The organism is Nocardiopsis chromatogenes YIM 90109, assembly GCF_000341185.1.
Classification (GTDB): domain Bacteria; phylum Actinomycetota; class Actinomycetes; order Streptosporangiales; family Streptosporangiaceae; genus Nocardiopsis_A; species Nocardiopsis_A chromatogenes.
The window spans coordinates 1-11,085 of sequence record NZ_ANBH01000171.1; the positions used below are offsets into that span (position 1 = coordinate 1).

The 11,085-nt window shown below is 74.5% G+C and carries 10 protein-coding genes; 6 read left to right on the forward strand and 4 right to left on the reverse strand.

The window, feature by feature from the left end; genetic code table 11:
• A partial coding sequence (locus D476_RS0117870; protein ID WP_017625301.1) for a LuxR C-terminal-related transcriptional regulator occupies positions 1–641 on the reverse strand: 641 nt, incomplete at its 3' end.
• Positions 593–1,867, reverse strand: coding sequence for a sensor histidine kinase (locus tag D476_RS0117875; RefSeq protein WP_017625302.1), 1,275 nt, complete (start codon positions 1,865–1,867; stop codon positions 593–595). The genes D476_RS0117875 and D476_RS0117870, both read right to left, overlap by 49 nt.
• A gap of 375 nt (positions 1,868–2,242) precedes the next feature.
• On the opposite strand from D476_RS0117875, the gene D476_RS0117880 reads away from it, so the two are divergent.
• The gene (locus tag D476_RS0117880) at positions 2,243–3,028 is read left to right on the forward strand and encodes an SDR family oxidoreductase (RefSeq protein ID WP_017625303.1); all 786 of its coding nucleotides are present in this window, start codon (positions 2,243–2,245) and stop codon (positions 3,026–3,028) included.
• Between the two features lie 830 nt (positions 3,029–3,858).
• On the forward strand, positions 3,859–4,803 hold the full coding sequence (locus D476_RS0117885) for an endonuclease/exonuclease/phosphatase family protein (protein ID WP_026123614.1): 945 nt from the start codon (positions 3,859–3,861) through the stop codon (positions 4,801–4,803).
• Between the two features lie 146 nt (positions 4,804–4,949).
• Here the strand turns inward: D476_RS0117885 and D476_RS0117890 are convergent, their stop codons facing one another.
• Positions 4,950–5,939 (reverse strand): hypothetical protein, encoded by a 990-nt coding sequence (locus D476_RS0117890; protein ID WP_017625305.1) that lies wholly within the window; start codon positions 5,937–5,939, stop codon positions 4,950–4,952.
• 918 nt (positions 5,940–6,857) lie between these two features.
• Between D476_RS0117890 and D476_RS0117895 the strand changes: the two genes are divergently transcribed.
• Both D476_RS0117895 and D476_RS0117900 read left to right on the forward strand, forming a co-directional pair.
• Complete coding sequence (locus tag D476_RS0117895) at positions 6,858–7,301, forward strand: SMI1/KNR4 family protein (protein WP_040726578.1); 444 nt, start codon at positions 6,858–6,860, stop codon at positions 7,299–7,301.
• Positions 7,302–7,401: 100 nt separating this feature from the next.
• Entirely contained in the window at positions 7,402–7,803 is a 402-nt protein-coding gene (locus tag D476_RS0117900; RefSeq protein WP_017625307.1) for a RidA family protein, read from the forward strand.
• A gap of 338 nt (positions 7,804–8,141) precedes the next feature.
• Here the strand turns inward: D476_RS0117900 and D476_RS0117905 are convergent, their stop codons facing one another.
• Positions 8,142–9,077 (reverse strand): DUF4429 domain-containing protein, encoded by a 936-nt coding sequence (locus tag D476_RS0117905; RefSeq protein ID WP_017625308.1) that lies wholly within the window; start codon positions 9,075–9,077, stop codon positions 8,142–8,144.
• A 166-nt stretch (positions 9,078–9,243) separates the two neighbouring features.
• On the opposite strand from D476_RS0117905, the gene def reads away from it, so the two are divergent.
• A complete protein-coding gene (gene def / locus D476_RS0117910; RefSeq protein ID WP_017625309.1) occupies positions 9,244–9,930 on the forward strand; it encodes a peptide deformylase in 687 nt (228 codons plus the stop codon).
• 170 nt (positions 9,931–10,100) lie between these two features.
• A complete protein-coding gene (locus D476_RS0117915) occupies positions 10,101–10,784 on the forward strand; it encodes a hypothetical protein (protein WP_026123615.1) in 684 nt (227 codons plus the stop codon).
• Positions 10,785–11,085 lie beyond the last annotated feature (301 nt).

Here is an 11,085-nt window from a genome sequence, read left to right on the forward strand (position 1 = left end):
TTGTTCAGCCACGCCAGGACCGCGCGCACGCGGCGGCTGTCGTCGCCCGACGGCGGCAGGTCCAGCTTGGTGAAGATGTTGTTGATGTGCTTGGAGACCGCCTTCTCCGTGATGAACAGCCGCCCCGCGATCGCCGAGTTCGACCGGCCCTCGGCCATCTCCCCCAGCACCTCCTGCTCGCGCGGGGTCAGCGACGCCATCGGCCCCTCGTCCCCGTGCTTGGCCAGCAGCTGGGAGATCACCGCCGGGTCCATCGCGGTGCCGCCCCCGGCCACCCGGCGCACCGCGTCGAGGAACTGCCCCACGTCGAACACCCGGTCCTTGAGCAGGTAGCCCACCGCCCCCCGGTCGTCGGACAGCAGCTCGCGCGCGTACAGCTGCTCCACGTGCTGCGACAGCACCAGGATCGGCAGCCCCGGCACCTGCCCGCGCGCCTCGATCGCGGCCTGCAGGCCCTCGTCGGTGAAGGTCGGCGGGAGCCGCACGTCCACCACGGCCACGTCCGGGCGGTGCTCCACCAGCGCGTCCCGCAGCTGGGGCCCGCTCTCCACGGCAGCCACGACGGTGAACTCGTGGGCCTCCAACAGGCGGATCAGCCCGTCGCGGAGGAGGGCCAGGTCTTCGGCGATGACAACGCGCACGGCAGCTCCATGGTCACGATCGTCGGCCCGCCCGCCGGGCTGACGATGTTCATGGTGCCATCGAACGAATCCAGCCTGCGCCGGATGCCCCGCAGCCCCGAGCCCCCCGACTCGTCGACGCCGCCGCGCCCGTCGTCCCCGACCAGGATCATCAGCCGCCCGTGCACGTGGGTGATGCGCACCCACGCCTGGGAGGCGCCCGAGTGCTTGGCCGCATTCGTCAGCACCTCGGCCACCGCGAAGTAGGCGGCCGACTCGACCGGGTCGGGGGCGCGCCCGTGGAGGTCGATGTCGACGTCGATGGGCAGCTGCTGGGACACCGCGAGCGCGCGCACCGCACCGTCCAGGCCGCGTTCGACCAGCACCGGCGGGTGGATGCCGCGCACCAGGTCGCGCAGCTCGTCGAGGGCCTGGCGGGTGGCCTCGCGGGCCTCGGCCAGCAGCCGCCGGGCGGTGTCGGGGTCCTGGGAGAGCAGCTCCTCGGCCATGCCCAGGCTCATGCCCAGGGCCACCAGCCGCGCCTGCGCGCCGTCGTGCAGGTCGCGCTCGATCCTCCGGACCTCCGAGGCCTGGGCGTCGATGGTGTCGGCGCGGGAGGTGGCCAGGTGCTCGACGCGGGCGTGCAGGCGGGCCTTCTCGGTGGGGGCCAGCAGCCAGCGGCTCATCCGGGCGTACAGCCGCAGCAGGGCGGGGGTCGCGCGCCAGAACACCGCCAGTTCCACGACGGCCGGGACGAGCGCGACGAAGGCCTCGGTCTGGTTCTGCACGGGCAGGCCGTACAGGTCGGGCACGAACCGCCACAGGACGGTGGCGTAGAGGGTCTGGTAGACGGCGTGCGCGACCAGCACCGCGGGCAGGCCCGCGACGATGACGCCGACGGTGCCGTTGAGCAGCAGCCAGGCCATGTCGCGCCAGGTTCCGGGGTCGGTGAACACGGCGCGGATGCGCGCGGGGAAGGTGCCCTGCGGCAGCGGGCTGTAGGGGGAGGGGATGGGGCCCTCGTCGAGGAACTGGCCGAGCACGCGGCGGCAGGTGTCGGCCAGGCTGCGGATGAGGGGGGTGAGCATCACGGCGATGGGCAGGCCGATCCAGATCGCCGTCAGGACCATGGCCACGGAGAACAGGACGAGCAGCACCACTCCGGTGGCGGCCAGCGCGACCAGCAGCAGCGACCACGCCAGCAGGTACAGGCGTCCGGTGGCGGCGGGGCGGTCGACGCGGATCATGGGCGGTGTCCTCGGCGGTGTCGGCGGTACGGCGGGCGGCCGGTCGGCGCAGGGCACCGGGCCGCTCGCTCCATTGTGGCGGGGCGTGAGGACAGGGCGCAGTGGTGCGGGGTCCCCTGTCGGGGGTTCCCCTAAGGGACGGCGACGGCGGATCCCGGCCGCCCCGCCCCGCCGCCCGCCCGACCTCGCCCTGTACGGCGGCGGCGCGCGGCCTTCCCGCGCGGCCGTGCGGCGGCGGCACGTCGCCCACCCGTGCGCCCGTGCCCTGCGAGGTGGCGTGCGCTGCCCATGGGAGGATGCGCGGCAGCACGCGGCCCTGCGGTGACGGGGCGCGGGCTCGGAGCGGCTCGGATCGGAGAAGGGAAGCGGACGGCGATGGGCACAGCGGCACCGGAGCGGGGCGAGGGCGAAGGGCGTGTGGCGGTCGTCACGGGCGCCGGGAGCGGGATCGGGCGCGCGGTGGCGCTGGAGCTGCTTGGGCGCGGCTACGCGGTGGCCCTGGCGGGGCGCCGGCGGGAGCGGCTGGAGGAGACGGTCGAGCTCGCGGCGGCCGCCGAGCGCGAGCGTGCTGCGGCGGTGGGCAGCGATGTGGCCGACCCGGACGCGGTGCGGGCGCTGTTCGGGGCCGTCGACGAGCGGTGGGGGCGCGTCGATGTGCTGTTCAACAACGCGGGCGCGATGCCCGCCCCGACCGCGGTGGACGAGGTCGGCGACGAGGAGTGGCGGCGGGTGGTGGACGTCAACCTGACGGGGGCGTTCTGGTGCGCGCGCGAGGCGTTCGCGCGGATGCGCCGCCAGGAGCCGCGGGGCGGGCGGATCATCAACAACGGGTCGGTGTCGGCGCAGGTGCCGCGGCCGATGTCGGTGGGGTACACGGCGACGAAGCATGCGCTGACGGGGCTGACGAAGTCGCTGGCGCTGGAGGGGCGCCCGCTGGGGATCGCGTGCGGGCAGATCGACATCGGGAACGCGGCGACCGAGCTGACGGAGGGCATCGCGGCGGGGACGCTCCAGGCCGACGGGGGCCGCGCGCCGGAGCCGGTGTTCGACGCGGCCTACGTGGCCCGCGCGGTGGCGGACATGGCGGCCCTGCCCTTGGAGGCCAACGTGCAGTGGATGACCCTGATGGCGACGGGGATGCCGTATATCGGTCGGGGGTAGCGTTCTCGCCCGCCCTGCCTGCGGATGACCCCCGGAGAGTGCGGCGGCGAGGGAGGTCGGCGGCCCTGCCCGGCAGCGCTGTCGGGCGTCGGGCGCGCGGGTGGTCACCGTGAAGGGCGGCAACTCCTGGTGCAGGGACGGGGGAACCGCCTCGCTCCGATCGTCGTCGCCCATCACGGCGACCACGCACACGCCGGGTGGCCGACAGGGCCGCCGGATGGGGCACCGACCTGCGTTGTCTCCGCGTTCTTCCTGGCACGCCGGCGGTCCGCCGCCCGGCCGGGGCCTGTGAGCGGGGCACCGGCCGAGCCGCCTGTGCGGATCGTTAGGGGCCATGGTGGATGGCGGGTGGGGCCAAGGGAACCGCCTCGTTTCGACAGTCGCTGCCTTCTTCGTTGGCCGTGTACACGCGGGGCGGCCGACGGCGCTGCCGTAGGGGGCGCCGACTTCCGTCGTCGCCGCCCCTTCCTCGCACTCCGCCGACCCGCCGCCTGGCCGGGTCTGTGAGCGGGGTACCGGCTGACCCCGTGGCCGCTTTCTCCGGTGGCCCTCTGCGCGCCTGCCGCCGGACGGCGCTGCGGCAAGAGTCACCGGCCTTGCTCGGCGTCGCCCGCCACCCCCACCCCACCGGCCCGGCGCCCAACCGGAGGAGTGAGCGGGGTACCTGGCTGCTCCGCCGCTGTTCCTCCCGGGGTGCCGAAGACTCGACGTCCCGCTGGCCTAGGGCGTGATTCCCCGGATACGCCGAACGCGATGGGTGCGGCCTGTCTCTCACTCCTAGGGCCGCTGTTCTCACGCGGCTCTTAAGAGGCGAGCCCAGGATGAGCCCCATGAGCGAGAGAACACCCCGAAAACCCCGCCCCAGACGCCTGCGGGCCGGTGATGCGGTCCTCGTCGGCACAGGGGCCCTGGTGGCGCTCCTGTTGGCCGGGCGCCTGCTCATCCCCGGGGACCCCGGTGTGTTCCTCGACTCCGGCCTGCCCTGGGTCGGAGTCCTCATCCTCCCGGCCGCCCTCGGGGCCCTCCTCCTCCGCTCCCGCGCGGGCGGGGCGGTCATCGGCCTCTCCGCCCTGGTGTGGGCGCTGCTGTTCGTCCCTGCCTACGTCCCCGGCCTGGGCGCGTCCAACGGCTCGGACACGGGGGCCGGACGACTGACCGCGGCCACCCTCAACATCGGCGCCGACAACCCCGACCCCTGCGGGGCGCTGCGCGAGGTCTCCGGCTGGGGCGCCGACGTGGTGGCCGTGGAAGAGGTCGCCGGACCCGCCGAATGCGCCTCCAGCGCGCTCGGCGCGGACGGCACATGGATCCGGCAGGGGACCGTGGGCCTGTGGAGCCGCCACCCCGTCGATGCGACCGCGCCGCTCGACATCGCCGTGGGGATGACCCGCGGCCTGCGCGCGACCGTGCACGCCCCCGGCGGCGACGTCGCGGTTCTGGTCGGCCACGTCGCCTCACTGCGCCCCAGGTCCGTCGGCCAGCGCGACGACTCCTTGGGCGCCCTGGCCGCAGCCGCCGAAGCGGAAGGGGACGGCCCGGTGGTGGTCGCGGGTGACCTGAACACCGCCGCGACGGACCGTGCCATGGAAGCCTTCGACGGCTTCGACGAGGTCCAGCGCGCCGCCGGGTGGGGGCCCGGCTTCACCTGGCCCGCGTCCGCGCCGATGGTGCGGCTGGACCACGTCTTCTACCGGGACATGGCGGCCCGCGGCGCCGAGGTGCACGAAGTCCCCGGCAGCGACCACCGCGGGGTGGTGGCCGAACTGGCCTATTGACGGCCGCTGTCCCCGAAGGGCGGGCGGGGACCGGCGGGGCCGGACCGGCCGCCGAGTGCGCCGGGACCTCATGTCCCCGGCATGCGCCGTTCCGCTCCGCTCCGCGCCGCCCTCAGGGGACATGCGCACCGGCCCCGCACGCCGCCTTACGGCCACCGCACATCGGTCGCGTAGGGCAGGTCGCCGATGCGGGTCTCCGGGTGGGCGTTCAGCTCCTCGCGCAGCTGCGTCCAGGCCGCCTTGGCCGTGTTGTCGGTCCTCTCGCACCCTCCGCGCTGCTTGCAGGCGATGCGCTGCGACATCGACCCCGCGAACCGCACCGGCCCCCTGCCCCGGTCGGCGCCCCAGGCGCTGACCGCCGCCCACTGGCGGGCCTGGATCCCGTCGGTGCGGTAGATCTGCGGGACCGCGTGGATCCGGCTCGACGCCCCGGACGACACGTAGTGCACGTCCGACAGCTTCCAGCCGTTGTTGCACGCCGTGGCGGAGGACCCGTACTGCGGGCACCCGCCCGCGGAGTTGGCCGCGTACAGCCGGGTGGAGGACCCCGAGGTGTAGGCGTCGACCCACGCCCGTGCCCAGGACGCCGACGACCACTCCGGCTCGGCGTCCACGGCGCCCGCCACCGTCACCCGGCCGTCGGAGATGCGCGTGTCGGCCCGGTCGACCACGTCGGCCCAGACGGACCCGGCGCCGGACCCCGACGCCTTCCCGTCGGACTTGTTGTTGACGCCCAGGGCCAGGACGGCCCCGGCGTCCCCGGGGGCGCAGTCCTGGAAACCGTCGGCCCAGGCGGCCGCGGCCCGCACCGCCCGGTCGGCGGGCACGCGCGGGGTGCGGCTCCCGGCGCTGGTGCCCGGCTGGCGGAGGTCGCCGTCGGCCTCCTGGGTGCCGAAGAACAGCACGCGCAGGCCGCTGCGTCCCGCCCGGCCCTCCGCGCACCCGGCCGAGCGGGTGCCGCTGATGTCGGAGTCCGATCCGCTCAGCGGAACGTAGCGGCTCACGGTGTAACCGGGGTAGCTCTGGCCCTGGGCGGGGGAGGGGGAGAGCGCGAGGGCCAGCGCCGCGCCCGCCAGGGCGGCCCCCGCGCGGCGGGCGGGGCCGGGGCGGTCGGGGAAGCGTCGGGCCGGGGACATGGTCGTTCCTCCTCTGGGGCGTCTGCTGTGGCGGTCCCATTCAGCAGCAGGAGGCGTACGCGGTGCGCGACTCCCCGGAGCCGGGTGATTCTCGTACGTAACCGGACCGGTCGGTGGAATCGGGAGGAGGGAGGAGGCGGCGGGGCGGGGCGGAGCACCCGCGGTCCGCGGGGGCGGCCCGGCCGACCGTGCAGAGGGCCCGCGCCGCGAGGACCGTCCGACGGCAGCGGCGTCGAGGCCGGATGGTGTCCGTGGACGAGTCGGCGGCCATGGCCGCCAGGGGCGGCCGCCCGCCGCCCGTCGACAGGCTCCGGTCAGGGCACCACCGCAGACGCGGGGCCGCCCCGAGGCCGAGACGGCCGTGTCGGCCTGGGCGGACGGAGACCACACATCACCAGCGGGCGTGTCCCCGTGGTCATCGCCGAGGGCGACCGGAGTGCGGCGAGGGAGGCTCCACCGCGTCGGCGAACGCCGCCACGGGCAGGCCGCCGGTCGAGGCACCCGGAGGTCGGGCGCCCGAGGCGGCCGTGCGAACCCCCCGGACACAAAAAGACCCCGCCCTGAGGGCGGGGTGGTGTGTATGTGCGGGCCGATACGGCGGTCGCCTCACGGCGCAGGGCGCAACGCGGCTCCGAAGGCCGCCGGGTCGCCCGAAGGCGCCCGACGCGGTATTCCGCGAAGGCAATGAATGGAGCCCGGGGGACACTTGCTACCGCACCGGCCCGCACCCCCTCCAACGGAGGGCGAGGCCACCATATTCCACATGGAGGGGGTGGCGCATCCGCTCGCCGCCCTCGGCGTGCCGAAGCGACACAGGACACATCGCACACCCCGGCGAAGGGGGCGAATCGGCCGCTCCTCGGAGAGGATTCGGGGGACTCGCGCCCGCCGGTTTCCCGCGTGCGGGTCCGACCTGTGATGATTCACCTTGTGTGGCGTGAACTGATCGGTGAACTTCATCCCGAGGCCGAACCCGCGGCCCCGGCGGACGAGGCGATGCTCTCCGAGGTGGAGAAGGCCCTGTCCCTTCCCCTGCCCTTCGAGCTGGCCTCCCTGCTGCGGGAGACGGACGGCGTGTACAACGAGTACGGCGACGCCGTGGTGTGGAACGCCGAGCGGCTCGTCGAGGACAACCTCGCCATGCGCTCCGAGCCCGACTACGTGGAGCTCTACGCCCCCTTCGACGAGATGATCTTCTTCGGGGACAGCGACATGGGGCCCCAGTTCGCCTACGTGCACACCGACTACGGCCCCGGCATCGTCGTGTGGGACCACGAGACCGACCGCCGACGCCTGGCGGTGGTCTCGCTCCGCGACTACCTGGTGCGGTGCTTCACCCAGGGCAACGGCTGGTACCGCTGAGGCGGGCGGGCCGGATCCGGTGCCGGGGGCCGCGGGCCCGGTCCGGCCGCCGGGAAAACCGGTGGGGCGGCGCCGGGCCCTCCTTCTAGGATCGGGCGCGATGAGCGAACACATCGAGCTGATCCGATCCAGCGACCGACTCACCGACGACATCGACTACGCGTACGCGGCGGTCACCACCGCGCGCACCGTCTACACCGCCGGGGCCTGCCCCCTGGACGTGGACGGCTCCACCGTCGCCCCCGGCGATTTCCAGGCCCAGGCGCGCCGCTGCGTCATCAACCTGGAGGCGGCCCTGGACGAGGCCGGGGCGGCCCTGACCGACGTGGTGAAGTACACCGTGTACGTGGCCTCCTCCCGCCAGGAGGACCTCGTCGAGGCCTGGGACGTGGTCCGGGCCTCCTTCGGCGGGCACGACGCCCCCGCCACCCTGCTCGGTGTGGCGGCGCTGGGCTACGACGACCAGCTCGTCGAGGTCGAGGCGGTCGCGGCGCTCCGGTGAGGCGCGGCCGGTGAACCGCGGCCGACCCCGGTGTCCCATACCGCCCGAACCGGGGGTCGACCTGCGGGGACACCGGGCCGGGCGAGACGCCGCCGGGATCGCGTCTCACCCGGCCCGGGCGGCCGTCGAGGCCGTCTGCGCCATTCCGTGCGGGGACCGGCGGATCCCCGGCGGCCTGCGCGAGCGCGGTGGCCGCGACCCGGCCCCGCGGCACCGCCGCTGCGCGTCGGCCCCGCCCGGGCCGGGTCGGACACCGGGCGGGGCCGCCCGGTGCCGATGAGACCGGGTACCCGGTCGGCGAGCGGCGCGCGGCCCCCGGCCCCCTGGGCCGGGGGACCTCACAGCCGGTCCAGCAGCTCGGCCTTCTTGGCGCCGAACTCCTCGTCGGTGAGCAGCCCTTCGGCGTGCAGGCGCCCCAGTTCGCGGATGCGGGCGTAGATCACGCGGCTCTGCGGGTCGGGGTCCTCGCCCTCCGGCGGCGGGGCGCCCTCACCGGCGGCGGACGGCGCTCCGCCCGCCGGGGGCCCATCGACCATGGGCGGCTCGCCCGCCGCCCGGCCCCCGTCCTCGGCGGCCCACAGGTAGGCGGTCACCGTCGCCGCCATCAGCAGCGCCCTGCCCTGCTCGGCCCCCTCGTCGAACAGCAGGCACGCCAGGTCCTTGGCGGGCTTGACGGCCTTGCGGTCCCCGCCGCCGCGCTCGACCACCCGCAACAGCCCGTACTCCCACCCGTCGGAGGGGACCCACTCCACCTTCTCGATCGACTCCAGCGGGTACTCCATGCGCTGCCGCGCCCGCTTGGGCCCGGAGGCGTTCCCGGCCCACTGCAGGCTCAGCGACGAGCCGTCGAAGGCCGCCGTCCCCTCGTGCACCTGGATGTGCAGCGGCAGCGCCGCCACCAGCCGGGTGGCGGTGCCGGGGGCGGGCCTGCCGGCCTGTTCGGCGGCGAAGCGGATCTGGTCGGCGTAGTATTCGGCCACCAGTTCCTTCTTGGCGTCGCCGGTCAGCAGGAAGGGCTCGTCCCGGGAAAGGGCGGCGCCGACGAAACTGTAGGGGTCGGTGCGCTCGTGCAGGCGCAGCCGCAGCTCCCAGCCCTTTTTCTTGGCGCCGCCCATGCGGGCGCGGAATTCCACCCCGGCGATGGCCTCCATGGGCACCTCGGAGCGCACGAGCGCCTTGTGCAGGGCGGGTGCGAGCCAGCCGGCCGCGTATTGGATGACGACCTTCCCGTCGTCGAAGCTCCACGTTCCCTGCTTCCCGGCGAGTTGGTCCATATGCACGATCATATTGGCGGGCGCCCGCCGGNGCAGGGCGCCTCCCCGCCCCCGATAGCGCGCGCATGACCTGGGAATTTATGCTATTTTGCGAAGGTCTGCGCGGCGGCGGGCGACCCCCTGCGCACCAAGGCCACCAGATGATGCGGAAAAGAGCGAGCAGCGCATGTCCGAGCAGTCCACCCCCGAGCACCCCGTCGACACCCGGGTGCGCGTGCAGGGCGAGCCCGTCGACGACTACCCCGCGACGGCGCCCGAGGCCGCCCGCGGCCGGGTGCGCCCCATCACCGTCGTCGGCGACGACGTCCTGCACCGGGTGAACAGGGACGCGGACCCGGCCATGTTCGGCGGCGCCGAGCTGTCCGCGCTCATCGACGACATGTTCCTGACCATGTACGCGGCCGAGGGCGTCGGCCTGGCGGGCAACCAGGTCGGCGAGGACCTGCGGCTGTTCGTCTACGACTGCCCCGACGACGACGGCGTGCGCCACGTCGGCCACATCGTCAACCCCGTGCTGGCCGAGCGCGGGGCCGGGGCCGCCCTGGCGGTGGAGAACGAGGGGTGCCTGTCGGTGCCCGGCCCGCACGCCGAGCTGCCGCGCGCCGAGTACGCCAGGGTGACCGGCTTCGACAAGGACGGCGCTCCGGTGGAGATCGAGGGCACCGGGTACTTCGCCCGCTGCCTGCAGCACGAGACCGACCACACCTACGGGCGGCTCTACATCGACCGGCTGGCCGCGCGCCCGCGCAAGAAGGTCCTCAAGCAGATGAACGAGATGTCCGCGGACGTGTTCGCGCGCCGCGAGGCCACCGCCGCCAAGCTGCGCGAGGAGGGCATCGGCCGCCAGGACTGACCCGGCGGGGCGCACGGGCCCGGGGGCCGGGGCCGGGGGGACGAAGACGGAGCGCGTCCCAACGATGGCATCATGTGTCGGAGATTCCCTCCCGGCGGCTCCGCCACCGTGTTCTCGTGCGCGGCCGGGCACGGCCGCCGACGACCCCACGGTAAGGAATGCCCCCGACGATGCTTGCGGAAGCAGTGCGGATCCCCCGCTTCGCCCTCGTTCCGGCCGCCGCCGGCGCCGTGCTCGCCTTGGCCGGGTGCGCGGGCGGCGCCCAGGAGCCCGGCCCCGCCCCCTCCACCGAGCAGGCCGCGCTGGCTGAGGAGGAGCTCTCCGGCGCGTCCGGGGCCCAGCCGCCCGGCGAGCTGGAGCAGGGCGAGGTCCCCGAGGAGCGGCCGGAGCTGGACGAGGACGAGCTGCCCGACGAGCCCGCCGACGACGCCCCGCTCAGCGAGCGCATCGCCTTCGAGGCCCTGGAGAAGATCTCCTCCTTCGCCATGACGGCCGACCCCGACGCCGAGTACACCTGCCCCGACATCGCGGGCGAGGAGGGCGAGTCGGCGACCTGCACGGTCACGTTCATGGGCGAGGAGTTCGACTACTCGGTCGACATCGAGTCCTCGGGCTTCATCGTGCAGTACCAGCAGGACATGCCCGAGGGCCCGGTGGTGCGCGAGGCGGTGCAGGAGCAGCTCCGCTACCGCACCGGCGCGGAGAAGGTGCTGTGCGACATGGACGAGGTGGTGCGCGCCGCACCCGAGGCCGAGGTGGAGGACGCCACCTGCTTCTATGACGACGGCGGCGAGGTGCGCCGGACGGGCGTGTCGGTCGGCACCTACGGCGTCCCGGAGTTCGACGACGCCTAGCCTGCTGAGCCGACGCGGAGGCGGCCGCCCGCCGGAACCGGCCCCGGCCGACTTCGCCCCCAGGGGGCGCCCTCCGCCGCGCACGTGGTGCGCATGCACGAGTGCGACGGCACCCGGGGGGCCGTGTGCGCCTCTCGCCCGGCCAAGGGGCGCGGTGGCGGCTCAACCACCGCTTCAGCAGTACCGCGGGGGCGCAGGACTGGTCTCCTACCGGCTCGACACGTCCACCACCGCCCATATCGTCGATGCGAGTCGATGGGAAACGTGTGCCCTGGTTCTGTTCGTGAGTGTGGACAGCGTT

Bases quoted from the DNA above. Each gene is read 5' to 3' on its own strand.
- D476_RS0117880 (WP_017625303.1), top strand. From the start codon at position 2,243: ATGGGCACAGCGGCACCGGAGCGGGGCGAGGGCGAAGGGCGTGTGGCG.
- def (WP_017625309.1), top strand. From the start codon at position 9,244: ATGTCCGAGCAGTCCACCCCCGAGCACCCCGTCGACACCCGGGTGCGC.
- D476_RS0117900 (WP_017625307.1), top strand. From the start codon at position 7,402: ATGAGCGAACACATCGAGCTGATCCGATCCAGCGACCGACTCACCGAC.
- D476_RS0117890 (WP_017625305.1), bottom strand. From the start codon at position 5,939: ATGTCCCCGGCCCGACGCTTCCCCGACCGCCCCGGCCCCGCCCGCCGC.
- D476_RS0117905 (WP_017625308.1), bottom strand. From the start codon at position 9,077: ATGGACCAACTCGCCGGGAAGCAGGGAACGTGGAGCTTCGACGACGGG.
- D476_RS0117915 (WP_026123615.1), top strand. From the start codon at position 10,101: ATGCTTGCGGAAGCAGTGCGGATCCCCCGCTTCGCCCTCGTTCCGGCC.
- D476_RS0117895 (WP_040726578.1), top strand. From the start codon at position 6,858: ATGATTCACCTTGTGTGGCGTGAACTGATCGGTGAACTTCATCCCGAG.
- D476_RS0117875 (WP_017625302.1), bottom strand. From the start codon at position 1,867: ATGATCCGCGTCGACCGCCCCGCCGCCACCGGACGCCTGTACCTGCTG.
- D476_RS0117885 (WP_026123614.1), top strand. From the start codon at position 3,859: ATGAGCGAGAGAACACCCCGAAAACCCCGCCCCAGACGCCTGCGGGCC.